We start from the raw sequence: 22,511 nt of genomic DNA, 5'->3' as shown, positions 1-22,511 counted from the left end.
CGGCGATACCTGGCTTCGGGTCGAAGCCAGTACGCACACGGGAATCCGCGGGCGTCGTCGGCACCAGCACTGGCCGCGTAGGAGGCGTCATTGTCTCCTATCGGCGTCGCGGATCAAAGCCCCAATATGTCCGCGACATCCTCCTCGAGGCCCTCGCCCGCCCTGCTCGTGACTTCGTGGATGCCCAGGCCGCGCAAAACTTCGCGTCCAGCTTCGTACCGCTCGTGAGGCCGCGCGTCGGACGGTGCATAGAATTCGATGAATGGATCGTAAAGCTTCTGGCCGCGTGACATGGGGGCGTTGAGTAGCACAAATGTCCGTTTGCGCATCAGCGGATCAGCTGCGCCGATCTCGACACCCGTCTCTTCCGCCTTTTGCACCGCAGCGTTCACCGCGGCCACGAATGCCAGTTCCTGAAGCGTGCCGTCACCGCCTTTATCGACGAAACCGAAATCCGCCGGCGTCACGATTTGCTTCATTCGCATCACGATGTCGGAAGCGATATGCCCGATATGGAGCCATGACGGCAACCGACCGTCCTCGTTTTCGAGCTTGATGACCATCGGTGTACTCACGCCCAACAGGCGCTGGTCCGCGTCGCGGGATCGCACCGTATCCACAAAGGTCTTTGCGGCGTGGAGCATCATCGCCTTCGAGCCTGCACCGTAGCCCATGTCGAAACCGTTTTCCGCCATGAAACGCCCGATGGCCTCGGAGCCGCGGAGTAGTTCGTCGTTGACCGACTTGGCCGAACTGAAAAAGGCCCCCAGCGGTGGGCGCTCCACCCTCCCCTCCATGAGCTCGGCCTCAGGGTCGAACAGATCGAACGGGTCGATCCGTGACGCGGGCACACGCCGGTATTCTTCCCAGTGCTTCCGGACACGCGCCAGAGCATGCGCGCCATCGGTGTACACACTCGACAACAAGCTCGGTTTCTCGGCCAGGCCGTTTCCGTAGACTACCCGGGACTGGCGTCGCAGAATCTCGAGCTTGGGATCGCCGCCATTGAGTAGCACGAGCATACGCTTGCGATCGGGATGCTCGTGTTTTGCAACATGAGCCGAAAAGTATGCGTACGCAGCTTTCGAAAGATCGAGCACGTCATCGGTTGTGTGTGCGAGAACGAGTGCATCGTTTCCGTACATCCGCCACTCGATTTCATGAGGATCGAAAAACGCCTGCGCAGCGGACAAAGCGGCTGAAGACGCCAATTCCGGTGGCTCGGACGATTTGATCAACGCTGGTGTTTGCAACAGCAACGACTTTGCCTCGGCGCGCATCGTTCGTTGCAATTGCTGACCGAAGATGGTCGCTTTTTCGTCTCCGAACGTATGAATTCTGTAGTCGTGAACGAGCGGCCTGTCTCCCGTATCGACAAACTGCACGCCGGAGGCCACCATCGCCGCCTTCACTTTCATCCAGGGCAGATCCTCCACGTATCGGCCGTCAATACCAAGTTCGATGCGCTCCTCGACAGATCGATTGTCGATGCCGACTTCGTCTTCGGGCACGCACCACGAGAACGAATCGTTTTGATCCACATGCTCAGGGGGCCTCCTTAGCGCGTACGTGGTACTGCCCGAGAAATTGCGCACGACAGGCTTCGCCTCGCGAGCGCTTTGCGCATCGCGACCCAGCTCGACTTGTACGAGTGTCGCCGCGCATACGCTGCGAATGCGACGCTTGAGCCGGACGCCCGGGTTGGCCTTTTCGTACGCGTCATACGCCTCGTCGATCAGTTCGAGTGCCGCGTGGACACCGCCGAACTTGTTGAAGAACCATGTCGTTTCCGCGCCCGGCATCGATTGCAGTTTGGGATCGTGGCCGCCTACCTTGTCGTCTACTTCCTCGAAGAACTTCTCCAACATGTGCGCCGGGAAGTATGGCCCGATCAGATGCCAGTCCGGGCACTCGATGCCGCGATCGTCTGTGATGAAAGTCAGCTTGTCGCCGCGATCGGCATCGATGCCAAGCCCCTTCAGGCGCGCGAGGAACTCCTCGCGCGTCACGGTCGGATGTTCGCCCGTCAAGGCATGATAGATCGTCCGGTAGAACGACTCCGCCTTACCGGATCGTCCGTCGAGCGCGGGAGACCGGCCGCCGGAATTGGCCTCGTAGGCGTGGTAGCGCTCACTAGGCTCGCCCAATGGAAGATCCGTCTGGATCAGAGAAAGCAACTGAGTAACCTCTTTGCCGAACGCTCCTTCCCAATGAGCGAGCTTGTGCTGCTGAGCGCTGCCAAAGAAAGGGTGACTGACGATGATTTTTTCACCTGCCGACTCTGCCGACGGGAGGGTGCCGGGCTGCGCATTTTTCGCTTTCGTCGCGTCACCTGGCGCGCGCGATACCGGTACCTGCTTCAGCGAGTCGGCAAATACGACTCTCGCTCGGGGCGAGCCGTCGTGCGTGGTGCCGACGATTTTTTCGAGCGCTTGCCGATAGTACTCGCGCACCGGTGCGTTGCCTGGCGCAGCGTCGCCCGGCGGCAAGCCAAAGAGTCCTAGCAACAGGGGACGATAGAATCCGTAGTTGGTGACGACCAATTCCTTGGGCAACCTGTCGGCCGACTGTTCATCCGCCATACCAGCCCGCAACTGCCGCACAACCTCGAGGAACTGTTGCGCCGCATGCGGACCGCCTTCCGGCAGCACGAATACATCCGCGTCAGCGTAGCGGGCGAACCGCTCTTCGTGCTCGCGCGGATTCTCGTTCGTGCCGAGTATCGTTACGCGTGGGACGCCGATGAAGTGCGTGCGCGCAGCGCTGAGGGCGCGCACCGCATCGCCCGACAACGCGACGCCGGCCGTATGAATGTGATCCGTGCGGGACTTGCCGGCCTGGTTGACGTATTCCGCGCCGTGCTGGGTCACAAAGTCGAACCGCTTCATGTTCTCCAACTGCCTCGGCACCCACGATTCGGATGCATCGAGAAACGGCTTGCGGGTCACATAGGGATCGCTGAGCATATCGAAAATCTTCGCGGCCCGCCCGATCGCACTTTCGGCATGGCTGATAGCTGCGTTCAATTCCAGGTTCGGCCGAGACACCGCACGCGGCCCAATGGAAGGCAACCCTCTCAATTGCCCCGACGCCACACGCCGGCGCAACGCTGCGCCTTGGAGATAATCGAGCCCGCCCTCTGGCGGCTGACTTCTGCTCTGCGCCGGTTCCAAAGGCCGGCCCGCAAGCGCGTCTCGTCCTGCCCCGGCACCCCTCGTGGTCATGTCGTTCACTCGTTCACCTTTTAAGAAAAGCGTTGGGCCATGCGCACGGTTGCGCGCGAGGCGCATTGTCACGGAATGACCGCACCTGCCGTTACGCGCACAACGAAGTGACAAGCGACGATCCGAATCGATTGGTGCAACGCATCAATCAATTCAGGAATGGCCCATTTCGATGTCTTTTCGGGTATTCCGCCCAGGCGGATGCGCTCGACCCGGGCGGGATGCCGAGTTCGAAGCCCTCCCGTGCGCCGAGCGGATAAACTCGTCGGCACACCGTGGATCGCTACCCACGCTCACTCACTCTCGAATTCAATAGGGAAATGAGCCATGCCTGACAAACCATCCGCCACCCCCGACAGCACGGCGGTGCGCGTTGCGCTTTGGCGAGCCCTGCACACCGAGGTCGATGCCCCGCCGCACGTGCTGGAAGACACGATCGGTCTGCAGATCGCCGCGCCCGACGAGGACTGGCGCGCGCGACCCGATATGCATCCGGAAGGCACAAGCGGCTATCGCGCATCGATCGTCGCGCGCGCCCGCTTCGTCGAAGACGAACTCGCCGAGGCGCTCGCATGCGGCGTAACGCAATATGTCATCCTCGGCGCCGGCATCGATACGTTCGCGCAACGCCGGCCCGAGCTTGTCGAGCGGATGCGCCTCTACGAGGTGGACCAACCGGGCCCGCAAGCATGGAAGCAGCAACGTCTGGGCGAGATGGGTCTGGCTATTCCAGACGGGCTGAAATTCGTACCCGTCGATTTCGAAGCGGGCGATTCGTGGTGGGAAAAGCTGGTCGCGGGCGGCTTCGATACAGCCCGCCCGGCCATGGTCGCGTCGACCGGCGTCTCGATGTATCTGACGCGCGAGGCCGTGGCGGCCACGCTGCGTCAGATCGCAACGCTCGCATCCGGCTCAACGCTCGCCATGACATTTCTGGAGCCGCTGGAGCTGATCGATGTCCCGGAGCGCGCGCAGCATCAGGCGGTTTACGAACGGGCGCGCGCAGCCGGGACGCCGTTCCTGAGCTTTTTCGCTCCCGATGAAATGCTGAAACTCGCGCTTGAAGCCGGCTTCAGGCAAGCGCGGCATGTGTCGACAGCCGATCTCATCGATCGATACTTTGCCGATCGAACCGATGGCTTGCGACCGTCGAGCGGCGAATCGATTCTCGTCGCCGGGACCTGACGAACGGTGGCCTTCAGCGCCGCGAGGCCACGACGATTCCGCCGACGATCAACGCGAAGGCTTCACCGTGATAGAGCTGCGGCCATTCGCCAAGAAACGCCGCGGACATCAGCGCAGCAAAAAGCGGCGCGAGATTGGCGAAAAACCCGGCAATATTCGGTCCGACACGCTGAACGCCGAGTCCCCAGCAACAATAGGCGAGGATGGCCGGTCCCAGGCCGACATAGAGCAGCGCCGTAACCAAGGGCCAGCCCCAGACGATATGCGCACCGGTCAACGCCCATTCGCCGGCTGAAAAAACCCCGGACCAAAGCAAACCGAACGCGATCTGCGCCACCAGAAACGCCGACCAGTCGTTGCGCCATCGAGCGGGCTCGCGTGTACGCATGAGCAGCCAGCTGTATAGCGCCCAGCCGAACGCCGCCACGAGCATATAGAGATCGCCCGCCACGAGATGAAACTGGGCCAGCGCGGTCCAATGCCCGCGGCACAGCACCAGCAAAACGCCGGCAATCGAGAGCGCGGTGCCAACCCATTGCCGCCCGGTAATTTGCTGCCCGAAGAAAAGCCGTCCCACACAGAGCATCCAGATGGGAATGCTCGCGGCCATCAGCGTCACGTTCAACGGCGTTGAAGTCTTCAGTGCAAGGTATTGCAACGCGTTATAACAACCGACGCCAAACAGGCCGAGCAGCGCAAACCGGCGCCAGTGCGCCCACAATCCGCTCGATGGGTGCAGCACACGGCCCGCGAACGGCGCGAGAAAGACAAAGGCTACGAGCCACCGCAAAAAGTTGAGCGTAAGCGGCGGTACGAGCCCACCGACCATCCGGCCGACGACGGCATTGCCCGCCCATAGAAAAGGCGGCACGGTAAGCAGCAAGGCGGTGCCCGGTGTTAAGCGCTGTTGCATGGAATGCGCACTTATGTGCGTTCTCGCGTGAGAGGTGGGGGACATCGGCAATTCGTGCAGATCATAGCGAGATTGCCGTAGCCGACGCGGACTATCCCTCATAGACGCAAGGTCTTGGCTACGGTGCTCGGGACTCATCGCCTGCACGATCAACGCCGTCATGGTAGTTTCGCGTCTTTATTCGACAACGAATGGATCGGATCGATGGAATACCGCAAACTCGGCGACTCGGACGTCAAAGTCAGCGCAATTGGCCTCGGCACGATGACTTGGGGCGAGCAGAACACGGAAAGCGAAGCACACGCGCAGATCGACTACGCACTCGATCAAGGCGTCAATCTGATCGATACCGCGGAGATGTACCCAGTCCCGCCTAAAGCCGATACGCAGGGTTCGACCGAACGCTATATCGGCTCTTGGCTGGCGAAGCACCCCAGCGCACGCGAGAAGATCGTGCTCGCGACGAAAATCGCGGGCCCGGCGCGTCAGCCGCACAACCCGCGTCACATTCGCGGCGAACAGAACCAGTTCGATCGGGCGAATCTCACCGAGGCACTGAACGGCAGCCTCGAACGTCTACATACGGACTATATCGACCTATACCAGTTGCACTGGCCGGATCGCAGCACCATGACGTTCGGAAGGCCAACCTATCCATGGATCGACGACGAATACACGGTGCCGATCGAGGAAACGCTGAGCGTACTCGCCGAATTCGTGAAAGCGGGCAAGATCCGTCACATCGGCGTATCGAACGAGACTCCGTGGGGGGTCTCGCAGTTCCTGCGCGCCGCCGAACGCCTCGGTTTGCCGCGCATCGTCAGCATTCAAAATCCTTACAGCTTATTGAACCGGACATTCGAAACCGGACTGTCCGAGTTCAGCCATCGCGAACGGATCGGTTTGCTCGCTTATTCGCCCCTCGCATTCGGTTGGTTATCGGGAAAATACGAACGCGGGGCGCGGCCGGCCGGAGCGCGCATCACGCTTTACGAGCGTTTCCAGCGGTACAGTAAGCCGCAAGCAATCCAGGCGACGAGCGCTTATGTTGCGCTGGCCCGACGCTACGGTCTCTCGCCCGCGCAATTCGCGCTGGCATTCGTGAATTCCCGGCCGTTCGTGACGAGCAACCTGATTGGCGCAACTTCGCTCGACCAATTGCGCGAGAATATTGCGAGTATCGACGTGACGCTGCCCGAGGCGGCGTTCGCCGAAATCGATGCGCTTTACGAGGCGCAGCCCAACCCGGCGCCCTGAGCTGGGGGCGGCGCTCCTCGCGCGTCCTTAGGAGTCCTCACGAAGCCATGCGTCTTTCGCGACATTGGCGTCTTTCGAGCGGCGCGCTTGCCCAGGCAATCGGCGCCGCGCTCGCATGGGTCGTGACGTTCTCGCCGGGATACGCCGCGGCGCCCTCACCGGCCGCGCCGCTCAGCGTGAAAGAGCTGGCGCCGGGACTCTACGCGCACCGCGGACATGACGACGTGGCCACGCCTCGAAACGGCGGCGATATTGCCAATATCGGCTTCGTCATCGGCACGCGTTGCGTCGCAGTGATCGACACGGGCGGCACACTGGCCGAAGGGCGCGCACTGCGGGCGGCCATCCGCCGCGCCACGCCGCTGCCGGTTTGCTATGTGATCAACACACATATGCATCCCGACCACATCTTCGGAAACGCCGCATTCCTCGACGATCACCCGCAGTTCGTCGGCAGCGACAAGCTCCCGGAAGCCGAGCTCTCGCATTCGCAAAGCTATCTGCACGTGCTGACGCGCGAACTCGGCAGCGTTGCCGCGGGCAGCCGGGTGATCCCGCCGACGCTGCTCGTTCACGGCACGCTCGATCTGGACCTGGGTTCCCGGGTGCTGACGCTGCAAACCTGGAAAACAGCACATACGAACAGCGATCTGACCGTCTACGATAAAAGCAGTGGGACGCTGTGGCTCGCCGATCTACTCTTCGCGGGCTGCCTGCCGGTGGTGGACGGCAGTGTAGCGGGTTGGCTCGACGATCTCGCCGCAATCCGCGCGTTGCCGGGAGTCCGGCGCGCGGTGCCGGGCCACGGTCCGCTCGACGCGCCCTGGCCCCAGGCGCTCGACGCCGAGCGCGGCTATCTCGAGCGACTCGCCAACGACGTGCGCGCGGCCATTCGCGCGGGCCGGACGATGCGGCAGGCCATCGACACGATCGGTGCGAACGAACGCCCGCAATGGAAGTTGTTCGATGTCTATCAACGCCGCAACGTCACGACGGCGTATGCTGAGCTCGAGTGGGAGCCCTAGCTGCCTAGCTGTGGAGGCGACACATGAAGACCGAATCTATTCGTCGGGCAATTGCGGCCGCGGCGTTCGCCGTGGGCGCGATAGGCTCGCTCGTCGCAGCGCCCGGTGCCCGGGGCGCGACACCGTCGGCCGATGACGACCCCAACAAGGTAGCCAGTTGGGTCGATTTCCGCGACGGCACCTTCAAAGACCGCCAGATCGATCCGCACGGGGAGGCGGTCATCAAGCTCGATGCACCCGCCCGCGCGGCGGACGCCGCGATCGTGCCCATCTCGATCACGGCGCAGTTTCCTCAAACGCCGGCGCGCTACATTCGGCGGATCTACCTGTTCATCGATCAGAACCCCGAGCCCTACGCGGGCTGGTTCGAATTCACGCCCGAATCGGGGCGCGCGAGTATCGAAACGCGCGTACGCGTGGAGGACTACACGTTCATGCGCGCGATTGCCGAGACCAACGACGGCCACCTCTACAGCGCGATCCGCTTCATCAAGGCATCGGGAGGCTGCTCGGCTCCCGTCGGTAAGGATGACGAAGCGGCGCTCGCAAACATCGGAAAGATGCGTCTGCGCGCGCAAGGGAGTGCCGCCGCGGGCCAACCGCAGCTTGCGCAGTTGATGATCAGCCATCCGAACCGCACCGGCATGGCGATGAACCAGATCACTCGGCAATACGCATCGGCGTATTTCGTCCGCAAGATCGAGGTCTCCTACGGGGGCAAACCGGTGATGACCGCAAACGTCAACTTCTCGATCAGCGAGAATCCGAATTTCCGCTTCTACTTCCTGTCGCGCACGCCCGGCGAGTTGAAAGCGACGGTCCGCGATTCACAGGAGCACGTGTTCGAAGCCACCATGCCGGTGCCGGCCAAGAACGCGAGCGCCGAGCCGGCGCCCGCGCGGATGTGACGATGGGGGAAACGCCGCTATCGCGCACACGCCGCGCGCGGGTCGGGTTGCTCGGGAAAACCGCCGCGCGCGCGCTGCGCGTGAGCGTTGCGATGGTATGGCTGACGAGCGTCTGCATCATGGCGCTACCCGTCGCGGCCGCAACACCCACCGCACAAATCAGTGCGGCGTCCGGGGCGGCGGCCGCCGTCGATCGCGAGCCAGAAGTCGCGAACGAGCGCGACATCCCCCGCCCCGTGCAAATCGCGCCGGGCGTTTATGCCATGTTGGGTAGCGGGGACGTCGTCGCGCCGCGCAATCACGGAATCGTCGCAAACAACGGATTCGTTGTCGGCAAGCGGGGCGTGGTCGTCATCGATACAGGCGCGTCCTATCGCTACGGCCGTGCCATGATCGAAGCGATTCGCAGGGTCACACCGCTGCCGATCGAACTCGTCGTCATTACGCATCAAGCGCCGGAGTTCGTATTCGGCGCGGCGGCTTTTCGCGACGCGGGTGTGCCCATCCTTGCGCATCGCCGTACCGCCGAGCTGATCGCCGCCCGTTGCTCCATTTGTCTGGCGAACCTGCGCCGCACGCTGGGCGAGGAGGAAATGAGCGGTTCGCGCGTGACTGTTCCGGACCGCACAGTCGAGGCGACCACGCGCATCGACGCGGGCGATCGGCAACTGGAGCTGCTGTATTTCGGTACGGCCGCAACACCTGGGGACCTCGCGGTTCGCGATGCGCAGACCGGGGTCTTGTTCGCCGGCGCGCTCGTGAGCGTGGGCCGCATTCCCGAGTTGCGCAACGAATCCATTCCTGGGTGGCTGGCAGCCCTCGACCGGATTCATGCGCTCGATGTCAACGAGGTCGTACCGGGTTTCGGTCCGGTCGTGAAACCTGACCGGATCGATTCGGTCGGACAATATTTGAGAGAGCTCGATCGTGGCGTACATGAGGCCTATGGCGCAGGCGTTGGGCTGACGGATGCACGGACGCAAGTGCAAACGCCGAACTTTCGTCATTGGAAGCTGTATTCGGTCGCGCACCCCCAAAACGTGCAACGCGTTTATCTGCAATTGGAACCGCGCTGACCGATGGCGGCGATGTCTTGCCCGCTTCGCGTTTCCTAATGCCCGCGAATGATGTCCGAACGCGAAGTCGTATAAACGACGCCTTCGGCGTTGAAATGGACGTTGAAGTAGGCCTCGCCCGCGGGCGGCCCTTCATTCCATTTCCAGCTCCAGACCGTCTCGGGCTTGAGCCGATAAACGGCGACCTCGCCGGGCTTGCCGAGCAATCGACGCACCTCGTCCTCGGTCATGCCTTGCCGGACCTTCGCGAAGTTTTCCGCACTCAGCACCTGCGTGACGGCACGTAGCTTGCCTTGCGGGTCGATGTCCACCATATACGTCGTCACGCCCTGCGGGCCGCGCGGATATTCGAGCCGCTTCGAACCGTCGGTGAAGGTGCGCTCGGTTTCGGGTTGGCCCATTTGGTCGCGAATCTGCGCCTCGGTCGTAACGCCCGGCGTCAGCCCTCTCAGCAATAGCGCATCGGGCTTGATTGCGTTGAGAAAAGCCTTGAATTTTTGCATGGCATGTTCGCTGTCCTGTTGATCGCAGCCGGCCAGCAGCACTGCAACGCCGACAGAAGCGACGGTCATCAGCCGGAAGACGAATTTCATTGTGCGCAGAAGTCCCGCGGAGTCATGGAGTTCCATCGTACCCCAAAGCCTCCCATGAGCCGCTCCGGGAGTCGGGCACGAGGGCACGAGGGCGCGATGCCCGCGCCGCGTTACGTCGAACACGCCGTCGCTGCGCGCAACGCTTTGCCGCTTCGCACGTGCACGAACCGGGGCCGCGAACCATCCTACCATTGGCCCATTCGAGCCACCTCGCCCAAAAACCAGATGCCAATATCGATCGACGGAAGCAACTTTCCTCCGCGCCATGAGACAAGCACGGCGCATGGCGAAACGCCGGCCGCGGTATCGCCCCCTACTGTCCGCGCGTTGGGCCGCCATGGCGATGCGCCGAGCAGACTTTCCGCTGGCCGTGACAGTGGCGCGCCCCGCATCGATGGTGAAACGCCGGGTGCGATGGTTACCACGCGCTTTGCGCATGCAAAGAACGCGGACGGCGTACGCGCGCCAGACACGTCATCGTCAGCAGCGCCCCTCGTGATACGCGACGGCGCCGCGCTCAAGCGGCTCGGCGAGCGGTACGACGGCACGGAGGCACTGCCGCTGAAACTCGAAGGCTATTTTGGACCCGGCGAGTTGCGATACCTGCCGGAATGGGTCGGCGCGCTCGATCTCTCCGAATGCCGCGGGCTCAGGCACGCCGACCTCGAAGGTTTGTCGTCGTTGCGGCTCACTACGCTCGATGTGAGCGGACACCCGATCGGACAATGGAAGGCCGCGCCGACGCTTGCGCAACTTGGCACTTTGACATCGCTGACGGCGTGCGGCTGCGGTCTCGACGATGCCGACGTGAAACCTCTCGCCTCGCTGCCCGCGCTGACGTCGGCCATGCTGGGGAACAATCGCATTGGCTACGAAGGGATAGCGACGATCTTCGAGAGCGACACGCTTCGGCGCATCGATGTCAGTCGCAACGAGTTCGGCACCCTGGGCGCGTTGTCAATCGCCCGAGACTCCACGTCGCGCGAGTGGGTCGACGTGTCCGGCAACCATATCGGAATCATTGGAGAACAGGCGCTTCGCGAACGCCAGGCAAATAGCGGCGTCTCGATCATCGGTATCGGCGAACATCCGAAACGCGCCTAAGCAGCGACGCTGGCTTGCGACCCGAACCAGGTGGGCACGTGCGCGAGCGCGTCGTCGAGCTGGACGAGCACATGCAGACTCAGCGCGGCGATTTCATCGGTTGGCGCTTTGAGATCCGGCACGGCGACGACTGCCATGCCAGCATCGACGGCCGCTCGGATGCCGTTCTCGCTGTCCTCGAACGCAAGACAATGAGCGGCCGGGGCACCCAGGCGCTCGGCCGCGAGCCGATAAACCGCGGGATCGGGCTTGCCGCGGGCAACTTCGTCGCCACCCGCTATCGCGCGAAAGAACGGCAGCACGCCGACGCGCCTCAGGCGCACTTCGATCTCCTCCCGCCCGGAGGAAGAGGCCACGGCACAGGGAATGCCTGCGCGGGCGAGCGAGGCGAGCAAGTCGCCGGCGCCCGATTTCAACGGAAACAACGGCCCTGCTTGCGACTCCGTCAATTGCGCGCGCACGCGAGCGCGCGCCTCGCTGAAAACAGCCTCGCTGCCCAGCATCTCGGCCAGCATCACGTGACACTCGCGCAACGATCGCCCAATGATCCGAACATAGTCGCTCGGCAGCAGCGTGATGCCCAACTCCCGCGCGACGGCAATCCAGGTATTCATGATCGTGCGCTCGGAATCGATGAGCAATCCATCCATATCGAAAACAGCAGCTGAAAACATCTATTCCGTCCGAGCGCATGCGTGAAGACGACGCACTATACCAAACCGTTGCCCTCGCCGCGCGAATCGCTTCGTCGTCAAGCCGGCGCCGGCGGCCGCGTTTCAATGCGGAATTCCGCACACGAGGGAGGGTGAATTCCGACGCGTCGCACAGGGCGCCCGCCGCAGCTAGCAGGTCCCGTCTGCTTTTCTTTTAAAAACAACGGTTTGCAACACGATCGGCGTGTAGCCGGAATTGGCATACCCATTGCGTTGGCAAGCGCCGTCGCTCCTTCCCGAGCGAATGGTTGACAACATTCCGGAGACACGATGAATCCTGTTCCTTCAAACGTGGCCGCGCCCGCGCGCGTCGCCAGTACCGGCGAATTGCCGGTTTCCACCTCGAAAGACACGCGCTGGCGCCTGCGCTCGATCTTTTCCGGCTCGGTCGGCAACCTCATCGAATGGTACGACTGGTACGTGTATTCCGCGTTCGCGCTCTATTTCGCGAAGTCGTTTTTTCCGGCCGGCAACAGCACCGCCCAACTGCTCAATACGGCAGCGGTCTTTGCCGTCGGCTTTCTTGCCCGCCCCATCGGCGGCTGGTTGATGGGCATTTATGCCGACCGGCACGGGCGCCGCTCGGCGCTGCTCATCTCGGTGGTCATGATGTGCCTCGGTTCGCTCATCATCGCGCTGTGCCCGAGTTATCAAACCATCGGTGCGGCCGCTCCGGCACTGCTCGTGCTCGCGCGCCTGCTGCAGGGTCTCAGCATCGGCGGCGAATATGGCACGTCGGCCACCTATCTGAGCGAGGTCGCCACCGCAAAGCATCGCGGCTTTTACTCGAGCTTCCAGTACGTGACCTTGATCATGGGTCAACTCGTGGCGATCGTGCTTTTGATCGTCATGCAGCAATTCCTGCTGACGACGCAGCAACTCGAGTCGTGGGGCTGGCGCATCCCGTTTTTTGTCGGTGCGGCGTGCGCGCTCGTCGGCATGCGTTTGCGCGCAACGATGGAAGAAACGGGCGAATTCGAAAAAGCCCGTAAGGCGCGCAAAGAGCGTGGCTCGCTGGCCGAGTTGGCCAGGCATCCGCGTGCGGTGCTGACCGTCGTGGGGCTCACGATGGGCGGTACGGTCGCGTTCTACACCTACTCGATCTACATGCAGAAGTTTCTCGCGAACACCGTCGGCATGAGCAAGCTCGACGCAACGCTCGTTTCGGGTGCGTCGCTTGTGCTTTTCGCCGCGCTGCAGCCGCTCGTCGGCGCCATTTCGGACCGCATTGGCCGGCGCCCGATCCTCATTGCCTTCGGCATTTTCGGCACACTGTTTACCGTGCCGATCATGACGGCCATCAGTCATACTCACAGCGCGTGGACCGCCTTTTTCCTGATCGTGGCGGCACTCGTCATCGTCTCGGGCTACACCTCGATCAACGCAGTGGTGAAGGCCGAGCTTTTCCCGGCCGAAGTGCGTGCTTTGGGTGTGGGCCTTCCATATGCTGTTACCGTATCGATTTTCGGCGGTACCGCCGAATACATTGCATTGTGGCTCAAGCAGGCCGGACATGAGGAAATGTTCTATTGGTACGTCACGGGGGCGATCTTCTGTTCCCTGCTCGTCTATATCTTCTCGCGCGATTCGAAACGGCATTCGCGGATCGAGGACTGATCCCGGCGTTGCCGGCTGCGCGGCGGGACGCACGCGATGAAGCTGCGTTCCGCGCTGCGGCTACGGTATGTCGCGATCGGTGCCGGCGTTCTGGCATGCTGCGCGCTGATGGCCTGGTTCGCCTACGTGGGGGCCCTGCGCCACTATGAACGCGTCCGTGCCGCAGAGGTGGCGCAGCGCGCCTCGTTTTACGCGTTATCGCTCGAAGCGCAGCTTGCGCGCTACGAGTCGCTGCCGCGTATTGCCGCGTTGGCCCCGGTGCTGTCGCGGTTGTTGCGCAATCCGGGCGATGCCGCGGAGCAAGCGGCGGCCAATAGCTATCTGAAAGCGGTACAGATAAACGCACAGCTCGCCGCAGCCTATGTGATGGATACTCGCGGCGATACGCTTGCCGCGAGCAATTGGAACGAGCCCGGCAGTTTCGTCGGCAGGAACTACGCTTACCGGCCGTACTTCAGCGACGCCATCGCACACGGCGTCGGCCGCTTTTACGGTGTCGGCAACACCACGGGGGAAGCCGGCTACTTTCTGTCGGTGCCGATACGAGATCCCGAGCATCCGAATGCACCGCCCGTCGGCGTAGTGACGATCAAGGCGCCGCTCGCAAGCTATGAGGACGCACTGGCCAACAGCGGCGATATCGTCGTGCTCGCGGATCGCGACAACGTCGTGTTTCTCGGTTCGGTACCCCAATGGCGTTATCGTGCGCTCGCCCCGCTTTCGGCCGAAGCTCGGGCACGTTTGCGTGCGACGCGGCAGTACGGGGACGCTGCACTCGAGCCGCTCCCGGACGATACGCGACATCGATACCGCGTGCATTATCGGCCGACGGGCTCGCTCGGCTGGCGCATCGCCATTCTCACGGCCCCCGCCGAAGATCGCCAGACGGCCGCGCTGGCGGCCATAGGTGCCGCCACGGCCAGCGCGCTCGCCTTCGCGTTGGCCGCGGCGCTGTGGCTGCGACACACCCGCGAGCGCGAACGCGTGCGAGCCCGCCTTGCATTACAGGCGGCACATCGCGATCTCGAAGCGCGCATCGCGGAGCGTACGGCCGAGCTGACGCAGGCCAACAGCGATCTCGCCCGGAAGGTGGAAGCGCTCGATGACGCGCGGCGGATACTGCGCGATACGCGCGATGCGGCGATCCAGGCCGGTAAGCTCGCCGCATTGGGGCAAATGGCAGCGGGTATCACGCATGAACTGAACCAGCCGTTGACGGCCCTGATGACGCTTTCGAACAACGCTGTCCGTCTCATCGAGCTTCAACGTATTCGCGAGCTGGCGCGCAATCTCGAGCTCATCGACGATCTCGCCGCGCGGATGGGAAAAATCGTGGCGCACGTCAAGGCATTCGCACGCAACGATGCCGTGGAGCGCGAACCGGTATCGATCGGCGAGACGATCAAGCAATCGCTCGCGCTCGTGCAGGCGCACCGCAAAGCAAACGACGTGACGATCCGCGTGGCGCACATTCCCGACGAAGCCATCGCATTGGCTAGCGCGATTCGCGCGGAGCAGGTGTTCGTCAACCTGCTCACCAATGCAATCGACGCGTGCGCCATGAGCGAAGATCGAAAGGAAGTCGTCATCGAAGCCGAGATGACGGCTCGCACCGTGCGGGTGAGTTTCCGCGACAGCGGGCCCGGCATCGCGCCCGAAGCGTTGTCCAGGCTGTTCGAACCGTTTTATACGACGAAGCAGCCGGGCAAGGGGCTCGGGCTGGGACTGGCAATTTCGCAGGCCATCGTCGACGAATTCGGCGGCAGCCTCACCGCGGCCAACGTCGAAGCCGAGCCCGGCCGACGCTCGGGTGCGGTGTTCGTCGTCGAACTGCAACGCGCAACCGTTCAATCAGAGTCCATCAATTGAATTCAGTCGATTTTCAGAGCGACCACCCCGTGTATGTCGTGGAGGACGATCCCGCCGTACGGCTGGGATGCTCGCAAGCGCTCTCGCTCGCCGGCATTGCCGTGCGCGAATTCGAAGACGCGGAAAGCGCCTTCGCGGCGCTGTCCCACGCGGTGCCCGCAGCGATCGTCAGCGATATCCGTCTTCCCGGTATCGACGGACTCACGCTTCTGGCTAGCGTCAAAGCGCGTGCGAAGGACGCGGATATCCCGATCATCCTCATCACCGGCCACGGCGACATCGCGATGGCGGTGACCGCCATGCGCGCCGGCGCCTACGATTTCATCGAGAAGCCGTTTCAGTCGGACCGTCTCGTCGAGTCGGTGCGCCGCGCGCTCGAGCATCGTCGGCTTGTCGTGGACAACCGCCACTTGCGGGCGCAACTGCGCGGCGAGCAGCTTCTGCTGGGCCGCTCGCCGGCCATGCGTAATGTCCAGGCGATGATCGATGCCATCGGCCCCACACCGGCCGATGTGCTGATTCGGGGCGAAACGGGAACCGGCAAGGAGGTGCTCGCGAGAGCGCTGCACGCGTCCAGCCGCCGCAGCGGCCCCTTCGTCGCGCTCAATTGCGCCGCACTACCCGAGGCGCTCTTCGAAAGCGAAATCTTCGGCCATGAAGCCGGGGCATTCACGGGCGCGCAGCAAAAGCGGATCGGCAAGTTCGAGCACGCACACGGCGGCACACTGTTTCTAGACGAGCTCGAAAGCCTTTCGCTGGCATTGCAGGCCAAGCTGCTGCGTGTCTTGCAGGAACGCAGCGTCGAGCGTCTTGGCAGCAACACGGCAATGTCCGTCGATGTGCGCGTCATCGCGGCCGTCAAGGACGACCTCAAGCAGCTGGTCGAACGCCAGACGTTTCGCGCCGATCTCTATTACCGCCTCAACGTGGCGACGATCGATCTTCCACCGCTGCGGGAACGGCGCGACGATATCCCCGAGCTCTTTGCGCATTTCGTCCGCGGTGCCTGCGCACGTTATGGACGCGCCGAGCCGGCATGGACAGCCTCCGATATGGCGCGCTGGCAAGCCTACGATTGGCCCGGCAATGTCCGGGAGCTCAAGAACATCGCCGAGCGCTTCTCGCTCGGACTCGACGATGGCTTGCCGCAACCGGCGCACGATGCAGGTTCGCTCGAAGCTCGGATGGCGCGCGCCGAACGCGCATGCATCGAGGAGGCATTGCGAAGCGCCGACGGACAGGTGCTGCGAGCAGCGGAGCTGCTCGATCTGCCGCGTAAAACGCTCTATGACAAGATTGCCCGGCATGGGATCGATGTGAACGCGTTTCGCTAAGCGTCTGCCGATCGCGCGGCCGATCCCATCCGCTATCCCATAAATCCATCGATGCCCACCCGTCAACGGCGATAGGTACCCTCTTCGCCGACGACGCCTATGCTGAATCGACTCACTTGTCGACGGCGGCGTCGCGCATCTCATCCGCCGTCTGCTGCATCCACTGAGCGGAGAAGACGAATGATGAATCCAAGAATCTGGGTTGCCATCGCTGTCGCCGGATGCTGCGCGTGTCTCGGCCAGCCCGCGTCGGCGCAAGACTGCGAGGCCTCCGACACTTGGTTCGCGTCGACCGGCGTTCCAAAGCCGGACGACGCGCACCGAAGCACATTCAACTCGAACTGCGCGTTCCATCAATTCTCGTGGCAAGCGTTCCTATGGCTCACCGACGCCCTACAAAACGGCACACCGCGGTTCCAGAGCATGTTTTCGGACGCTTCAATCGATTCCAAGGTCAAGAATCCAACTGAACACGTGCTCGACGGCGTGCAGCAGGCCGATTCGCTCGGCATTCTGGTGGACCAGAATGGCCGAGCCGTCTATACCAACATGCTCATCAACGATGTTTATCGCCAGTTCGTCCTCGACCGCCGACTGAACACGCGGGAAGGCATGAAAGAGGCCGCTGCCAACCTGGTCTTCCCGACCGGCGCCATCTCGCTGAAAGCCGCCTGGAAAATCGTCGGCCCGAACGAAGACGTCAGCCGCTTCTATACCACCACTGCAAAGATTGCCTTGCTCTCGAAAACGGGTAACACCGTGGATATCGACCCACAGCGCAAGCTCGAGACCGTAAAGGTCGCTCTGGTCGGCTTTCATATCGCATGGGTGGTAGACGGCCATCCCGAAGCCATCTGGGCCACGTTCGAACACGTCGATAACGCGCCGGATTTCAAGGAAAACCAGCAGATGTCGCAACCTGTCGCGAACAAGTCCTACACGTTTTACCGTGCCGGCACCCCTGCTCAGGATTGCAACGTCAACAATGCATCAGTGATCGAGCTCGATAAGTCGACACAAAAGCTCACGCCCGTGACTCAGACTTGCCGGCAGTACCGGACCGGAGGGGGCGAAGAACCCAACGTCAAGAATATCGATTCGCTCAACAAGAGCGTTCGGGACCACCTCGCAACCAAGCAGTCAGTCTGGCGAAACTACGAAGAGGTGGGTGCCGTATGGATGGGAGAGGATCAGGCCTCGGCGAAACCATTTCATCCTGATTGGAGTCCGCAGATCGATAACTCGCAGATCAAGGGCTCCGATCAGCTCTCGAACTCGGTGATCGAGACGTTTACGCAGAACAAGGTTTCCAAAAATCAATGCTTCAGTTGCCACAACACGATGGCAGTCACGGATACACGCGACCTGCCGCTCGTATTGCCGGGCAAAGATATCAACACCAGTCATATCTTGCTGCGCAAATACATGAACAACCCCGTCATCAAGCGATAGCCGGCACACGACGCGGACATTCATTTCCGCGCGATACCGACATCCCGCACGTTCGCCGTCAAGATCAGGGAGCCCGCCATGTCGAAAACCAGCCTACGCATTCATCCCAGCATCGGATTCGCGCGGGTCGGCAGCAGTGAGGAGTACTACATCGGCCCGGAAACGTCCGCTGGCTTGCCCGTCGCCGGGCAAGAGGCCACGGGAGGACTTCCCATCAAGCCGGGTACGGAAGAAAACACCCCCATTACCAGTGCGGACCTCCGCGATCAGCATGGACGTCTCAAGCGCCAAGCCGCACGCTTCCGAATTTACCAGTACGACGATACCGGCTCCACCGGATATCCCTGTGGCGCAGGCACGGAGGTCGTCATCGGCTCGAGAGTCGATGGCAAGCTCGTGAAGGACATCGTTTGGACCGTGCATCTTGCCAACAAGAAAGCGAACTGCTGGCGGATCGAGGCAGCGCCGTGGCCCGGCGGCCTCGACGGCTATGAAGGCGATAAACAGCCACCGCTTCGCAATCCGAATTTTATGCGGGACCCTTCCGGCAAGCCGTCGGACCCTGGCGACGAGATCCGCCTGAGGCACCTGGTCATCGATGCCGGTCCTCGAGCGATTGCAGCATCGAAACAGGAGAAAGTTGCATTCGATAAGACCACGATGGCGAGCTACTGCAACGCCAAAGGCCAGCTGGTCGACTTACACCACTATCCGAAGTCGTTTCCGCCGTCCGATGGTACGGAACAGGTTGCGTCGTCGGCCAGCCAGCCGATTACGAAGCTGGGAGAGATGACCACCGAGCCAAAGGGGCGTCTGCTTGTGCTGGGGGCTTACGGTCGCGCTTGCGGTTTCGATTCCAAGGGACATGCCAACCCGGATGCACCGTTGAACGAGGATGTCGATAACGACAATTGGTTCGACGACACCGCTGACGGCCCCGTTACCGCATGGCTCGTTTTGGACGATGGCAGCAAGCGTGAAGTGAACAGCGGTGCGTGGGTGGTGTCGACCGACCCGGCCTATGCGCCGCAGACGAGAAACGTCGTGACGCTGTGGGACGACATCCTGAACACATGGATCGAGAAGTTCCAACTCAGACCTGACATCTACAGAGATCTCAACTACCAGACCGACTTCCAGCCGTCGTTCGATGAGGACGTCTTCCCGATTCTTCGCGCGGCCTCATTGCAGATGTGGACCACGAATCTGCCGAAATCGGCGATCAGTAGCCATCGCAACCTCGACCAGCTCAAGGCGACGAAGCCTACGTTCAACATTCTGTCCTTCATTCGCGACCCAAAGTCTTCGACGCAGATAAAGACCGGCTCGCCGCTGATGCCGCTTTCCCTGGGCGATAACGGGAAAAGTTTCCTGACGCTCACCACGTCGCAGTATTTCTTCATCAAGCAGTGGACCGACGGCCGGTGCCAGCCGTCCGGGCGGCAGGCGCATCTCGGCCCGGGCGAAGCGCTCGATAAAGCCGTGCTTTCCAACTGTCTGGGTGGGCGTTTCAGCCCCGGAATCGACCTGACGTTTATCGTCCGGGATCCGAATCTGTACAAGGCGAACTGGCATGACCCGACGATCGGACCGTTTCGGATCAACATGCGCAAGCTCGACTACGGAACCGCGACCGCGGACAAGCCATTTCTCGGCATCGGTTATATACCGCGATCAACAAAAGAGAAATATCAGACGGTCGAGCCCGGAGATCTTTGCAAGTTCATGTCCATTCCATGGCATACGGACTACAACTCATGTGCGACGCATGTCCCCGACCCCAACCCGAACGGCCCGTTGACCGAGAGCAACGTATATGGAGGACGGGTGAATACGACCTTGTTCTGGTCCTGGCCAGCACAAAGACCGGTGGCGGTCTACACCTATGACGATCTTGCGGCGAACGGCGGTGAGTTGCCCGTTCAGCGTTATTCCGTTCGCGGCGAAGGCACGGCGGCCGTGTCTCATGCCGGATCCGACAAGTTCAATACGCCGGCCATGAACGTCGGGCGTTATCAGCAGCGCCGGGATATTCTCGTCAACTGGGACAAGATCGGCTTCGTCATACAGGGTGTTGCGATAGAGGGATATCACCCCAGCTATCCGCGAGACTACTATCTGGAGGTCCAAAGCCGCTTCAAGAAGGATCACAGCAATCTCGTCGAACCTTGGGCCAACACAGTGACCGATCCGGTCCATCCGCCGAGGAACCGCGATAGGTGAACACCCAATGCGAAGGGGCCCATGCCGCCCTCGTGGAGAATCGGCTTTCACCGGCACCCAGTCAATCGCACTATCGGGTCGCGGTGATAGGAGGCGGACCCGCCGGTAGCAGTTGCGCACTGGCGCTGGCAAACGCCGGCGTCAGCGATATCCTGGTCGTCGAAGCTTCTTCATACAGCGGATTCAAGGTGGGCGAAAGCATTCCACCCGAATCCCGAATATTGATCAGAAGCCTGAATATCGACGACGCCTTTCTCACACGGCATCATGAGCCCTGCTACGGGAGTTGTTCATATTGGGGCAGCGACAAACGCGGCTACAACGATTTTCTTCTCAACCCCCATGGGCACGGATGGCATCTCGACCGAAGCCGGTTCGATGCCTTTCTCGCCGCGCAAGCGCATGCCGCCGGCGTGGAATTGCTGACCGGAAGTTCGCTCTCGGGATCCGAGCCGCTCGGTTCAACGGGATACATGTTGAGCCTCAAATGCCCTGGTGGGGTCCTCGCGCGCGTGCACGCGGATTTCGTTGTGGATGCAAGCGGTCGACGTTCCGTGTTTGCCCGACAACGCGGTGCCAGACAAATCAATTCAAATCCCCTCATCTGCTTTGCTGCGAGCTTGCGTCGCCACAACGCCGACGTATCGTTTTCCAGGCTTACTCATCTCGAGGCTGTCGAGCAAGGTTGGTGGTATGTCGCGTCCATACCAGGCAACGCCGTCATCATTGCATTCGCAACGGACGTGCCGATCGTGCGCACGATGCAGTTGCAAAAAGTTGAGCGCTGGTACCGAATGCTGCGCGCTGCGCCTCATACATCGCAACTGATGGATGGCATCGATCCGCGGGACGCGCAGGTTCGGTGTTATCCCGTGCCGTCGTACTGCCTGGACCGCCTATGCGGCGAACGGTGGCTCGCGATCGGCGATGCCGGGTCGGCCTACGATCCCATTACTGCTCAGGGAATCGTCAAATCGCTCTCAAATGGGATTCACGCGGCCCAGGCGATTCAGAGCCACATGAGTGGAACCTCCGATGCGCTCGAAGCGTTTGCGCAAATGGTCCGCACGCAGTACCGCCGCTATCTGGACTTGCGACGCGATCTCTATTGCCTCGAGCAGCGTTGGCCGGCCTCGGAATTTTGGCAAAGGCAAATCACGCCGGCGAGCATGTAGCACGGATAAATCGTACAGTTAGCGACGCTTAACCCTACGTCGTTTCTCGAAACGTATACTCGAACGCATCCGAAATCCATGTCGAGGTTGCGCAACGATGAACGCCCGCTCGGAGCACTATCCCAAGGCCATATTGTTCGATTTGCTGACCGCATTGCTCGATTCGTGGAGCTTGTGGAATCGCAGTGCCGGGACGATCGAAGCCGGCCGCGCATGGCGCGCCGAATATCTGCGGCTCACCTACGGATGCGGACGATACGTGGCGTACGAAACGCTCGTCAGACAAGCCGCCGAGAACGTGGGATTGCCGCCGTCCGCGCCGCACGCTCTCGAGGACAACTGGCTGACACTGGAACCTTGGCCCGAGGCCGCCCAAGTGCTGGGCCGGTTGCGCAGCCGCACGAAACTCGCGGTCGTCACGAACTGCTCCGAGCGGCTCGGCAGACAAGCCGCCTCGATCGTTCCTGTCCAATGGGACGCCGTCGTGACGGCGGAAGAGGCCGGCGCCTACAAGCCTGACAAGCGCCCCTACGAGCTCGCGTTGAAAAAGCTCGGCGTGGGCGCGGGCGATGCCGCCTTCGTTGCCGGATCGAGCTACGACATGTTCGGCACCGCCGCGCTCGGGATGTGTACCTACTGGCACAACCGTGTCGGGCTACCGCTCGCCGCCGGCGCCCAACGTCCCGCAATCGAATCGCCCTCGCTCGATTCGCTCGATGCCTGGGCGAGCCACTTCCGCAGTCCCGCGTGAATCCGATCGCCGCATGCCTGCACAACGCGCACGCGGCTTCAATCGTCGATTAATCCGCCAAAACGTAGTTCCAGCCCAAAAATTAGCCGGAG

At 62.0% G+C, this 22,511-nt stretch carries 17 protein-coding genes; 13 read left to right on the top strand and 4 right to left on the bottom strand.

The genetic code is table 11. From position 1 onward, the window contains the following. Positions 1-113 precede the first annotated feature (113 nt). The gene (locus ACO1XS_RS14435) at positions 114-3,026 is read right to left on the bottom strand and encodes a hypothetical protein (RefSeq protein ID WP_486390992.1); all 2,913 of its coding nucleotides are present in this window, start codon (positions 3,024-3,026) and stop codon (positions 114-116) included. A 525-nt stretch (positions 3,027-3,551) separates the two neighbouring features. Between ACO1XS_RS14435 and ACO1XS_RS14430 the strand changes: the two genes are divergently transcribed. Then, positions 3,552-4,409 (top strand): class I SAM-dependent methyltransferase, encoded by an 858-nt coding sequence (locus ACO1XS_RS14430; protein ID WP_486390991.1) that lies wholly within the window; start codon positions 3,552-3,554, stop codon positions 4,407-4,409. Between the two features lie 13 nt (positions 4,410-4,422). Here ACO1XS_RS14430 and ACO1XS_RS14425 read toward each other — a convergent pair whose 3' ends face one another. After that, positions 4,423-5,322: a DMT family transporter gene (locus ACO1XS_RS14425; RefSeq protein WP_331572891.1), complete on the bottom strand. Its 900-nt coding sequence runs from the start codon at positions 5,320-5,322 to the stop codon at positions 4,423-4,425. A gap of 204 nt (positions 5,323-5,526) precedes the next feature. Between ACO1XS_RS14425 and ACO1XS_RS14420 the strand changes: the two genes are divergently transcribed. The 4 genes from ACO1XS_RS14420 to ACO1XS_RS14405 are packed head-to-tail and all read left to right on the top strand — an operon-like array spanning position 5,527 to position 9,588. Continuing rightward, positions 5,527-6,579 (top strand): NADP(H)-dependent aldo-keto reductase, encoded by a 1,053-nt coding sequence (locus ACO1XS_RS14420; protein WP_331572893.1) that lies wholly within the window; start codon positions 5,527-5,529, stop codon positions 6,577-6,579. 47 nt (positions 6,580-6,626) lie between these two features. Beyond that, positions 6,627-7,604 (top strand): quinoprotein relay system zinc metallohydrolase 2, encoded by a 978-nt coding sequence (locus tag ACO1XS_RS14415; RefSeq protein WP_486390990.1) that lies wholly within the window; start codon positions 6,627-6,629, stop codon positions 7,602-7,604. A 23-nt stretch (positions 7,605-7,627) separates the two neighbouring features. Then, positions 7,628-8,512 (top strand): quinoprotein dehydrogenase-associated SoxYZ-like carrier, encoded by an 885-nt coding sequence (locus ACO1XS_RS14410; protein ID WP_331572897.1) that lies wholly within the window; start codon positions 7,628-7,630, stop codon positions 8,510-8,512. A gap of 2 nt (positions 8,513-8,514) precedes the next feature. Next, positions 8,515-9,588, top strand: coding sequence for an MBL fold metallo-hydrolase (locus ACO1XS_RS14405; RefSeq protein WP_486390989.1), 1,074 nt, complete (start codon positions 8,515-8,517; stop codon positions 9,586-9,588). A 35-nt stretch (positions 9,589-9,623) separates the two neighbouring features. Here the strand turns inward: ACO1XS_RS14405 and ACO1XS_RS14400 are convergent, their stop codons facing one another. Next, the gene (locus ACO1XS_RS14400; RefSeq protein WP_440559121.1) at positions 9,624-10,181 is read right to left on the bottom strand and encodes a hypothetical protein; all 558 of its coding nucleotides are present in this window, start codon (positions 10,179-10,181) and stop codon (positions 9,624-9,626) included. Positions 10,182-10,676: 495 nt separating this feature from the next. On the opposite strand from ACO1XS_RS14400, the gene ACO1XS_RS14395 reads away from it, so the two are divergent. Beyond that, positions 10,677-11,285: a hypothetical protein gene (locus ACO1XS_RS14395; RefSeq protein ID WP_486390988.1), complete on the top strand. Its 609-nt coding sequence runs from the start codon at positions 10,677-10,679 to the stop codon at positions 11,283-11,285. Here the strand turns inward: ACO1XS_RS14395 and ACO1XS_RS14390 are convergent. Further along, positions 11,282-11,959 carry an HAD family hydrolase gene (locus ACO1XS_RS14390; protein ID WP_486390987.1) on the bottom strand — a complete coding sequence of 226 codons (678 nt, stop codon included), beginning with the start codon at positions 11,957-11,959 and terminating at the stop codon, positions 11,282-11,284. The two genes, ACO1XS_RS14395 and ACO1XS_RS14390, sit on opposite strands and share 4 nt — an antisense overlap. Positions 11,960-12,268: 309 nt before the next feature. Here ACO1XS_RS14390 and ACO1XS_RS14385 point away from each other — a divergent pair, with 309 nt between their 5' ends. The 7 genes from ACO1XS_RS14385 to ACO1XS_RS14355 all read left to right on the top strand — a co-directional run bounded on the left by ACO1XS_RS14385 (position 12,269) and on the right by ACO1XS_RS14355 (position 22,419). Then, positions 12,269-13,615: an MFS transporter gene (locus ACO1XS_RS14385; RefSeq protein WP_486390986.1), complete on the top strand. Its 1,347-nt coding sequence runs from the start codon at positions 12,269-12,271 to the stop codon at positions 13,613-13,615. Positions 13,616-13,651: 36 nt separating this feature from the next. Then, positions 13,652-15,484 (top strand): ATP-binding protein, encoded by a 1,833-nt coding sequence (locus ACO1XS_RS14380; RefSeq protein WP_486390985.1) that lies wholly within the window; start codon positions 13,652-13,654, stop codon positions 15,482-15,484. Beyond that, the gene (locus ACO1XS_RS14375; RefSeq protein WP_486390984.1) at positions 15,481-16,818 is read left to right on the top strand and encodes a sigma-54-dependent transcriptional regulator; all 1,338 of its coding nucleotides are present in this window, start codon (positions 15,481-15,483) and stop codon (positions 16,816-16,818) included. Before ACO1XS_RS14380 ends, ACO1XS_RS14375 begins: the two co-directional genes overlap by 4 nt. A 180-nt stretch (positions 16,819-16,998) precedes the next feature. Then, positions 16,999-18,270 carry a hypothetical protein gene (locus ACO1XS_RS14370; protein ID WP_486390983.1) on the top strand — a complete coding sequence of 424 codons (1,272 nt, stop codon included), beginning with the start codon at positions 16,999-17,001 and terminating at the stop codon, positions 18,268-18,270. Between the two features lie 78 nt (positions 18,271-18,348). Next, complete coding sequence (locus tag ACO1XS_RS14365; RefSeq protein ID WP_331572910.1) at positions 18,349-20,493, top strand: LodA/GoxA family CTQ-dependent oxidase; 2,145 nt, start codon at positions 18,349-18,351, stop codon at positions 20,491-20,493. Beyond that, positions 20,490-21,668 carry a tryptophan 7-halogenase gene (locus ACO1XS_RS14360; RefSeq protein ID WP_486390982.1) on the top strand — a complete coding sequence of 393 codons (1,179 nt, stop codon included), beginning with the start codon at positions 20,490-20,492 and terminating at the stop codon, positions 21,666-21,668. The genes ACO1XS_RS14365 and ACO1XS_RS14360 overlap by 4 nt, the downstream gene beginning before the upstream one ends. A 97-nt stretch (positions 21,669-21,765) precedes the next feature. After that, positions 21,766-22,419: an HAD-IA family hydrolase gene (locus ACO1XS_RS14355; protein ID WP_331572912.1), complete on the top strand. Its 654-nt coding sequence runs from the start codon at positions 21,766-21,768 to the stop codon at positions 22,417-22,419. Positions 22,420-22,511 lie beyond the last annotated feature (92 nt).

It is taken from the genome of Trinickia sp., assembly GCF_057351765.1.
The sequence above is the reverse complement of the archived record's forward strand: the minus strand, read 5'-3'. Positions and strand labels throughout refer to the sequence as shown.

Coding starts and splice junctions, on each gene's coding strand:
- ACO1XS_RS14425 (WP_331572891.1), bottom strand. CDS start 5,322: ATGCAACAGCGCTTAACACCGGGCACCGCCTTGCTGCTTACCGTGCCG.
- ACO1XS_RS14390 (WP_486390987.1), bottom strand. CDS start 11,959: ATGTTTTCAGCTGCTGTTTTCGATATGGATGGATTGCTCATCGATTCC.
- ACO1XS_RS14410 (WP_331572897.1), top strand. CDS start 7,628: ATGAAGACCGAATCTATTCGTCGGGCAATTGCGGCCGCGGCGTTCGCC.
- ACO1XS_RS14380 (WP_486390985.1), top strand. CDS start 13,652: ATGAAGCTGCGTTCCGCGCTGCGGCTACGGTATGTCGCGATCGGTGCC.
- ACO1XS_RS14370 (WP_486390983.1), top strand. CDS start 16,999: ATGATGAATCCAAGAATCTGGGTTGCCATCGCTGTCGCCGGATGCTGC.
- ACO1XS_RS14400 (WP_440559121.1), bottom strand. CDS start 10,181: ATGAAATTCGTCTTCCGGCTGATGACCGTCGCTTCTGTCGGCGTTGCA.
- ACO1XS_RS14430 (WP_486390991.1), top strand. CDS start 3,552: ATGCCTGACAAACCATCCGCCACCCCCGACAGCACGGCGGTGCGCGTT.
- ACO1XS_RS14405 (WP_486390989.1), top strand. CDS start 8,515: ATGGGGGAAACGCCGCTATCGCGCACACGCCGCGCGCGGGTCGGGTTG.
- ACO1XS_RS14420 (WP_331572893.1), top strand. CDS start 5,527: ATGGAATACCGCAAACTCGGCGACTCGGACGTCAAAGTCAGCGCAATT.
- ACO1XS_RS14415 (WP_486390990.1), top strand. CDS start 6,627: ATGCGTCTTTCGCGACATTGGCGTCTTTCGAGCGGCGCGCTTGCCCAG.
- ACO1XS_RS14385 (WP_486390986.1), top strand. CDS start 12,269: ATGAATCCTGTTCCTTCAAACGTGGCCGCGCCCGCGCGCGTCGCCAGT.
- ACO1XS_RS14365 (WP_331572910.1), top strand. CDS start 18,349: ATGTCGAAAACCAGCCTACGCATTCATCCCAGCATCGGATTCGCGCGG.
- ACO1XS_RS14355 (WP_331572912.1), top strand. CDS start 21,766: ATGAACGCCCGCTCGGAGCACTATCCCAAGGCCATATTGTTCGATTTG.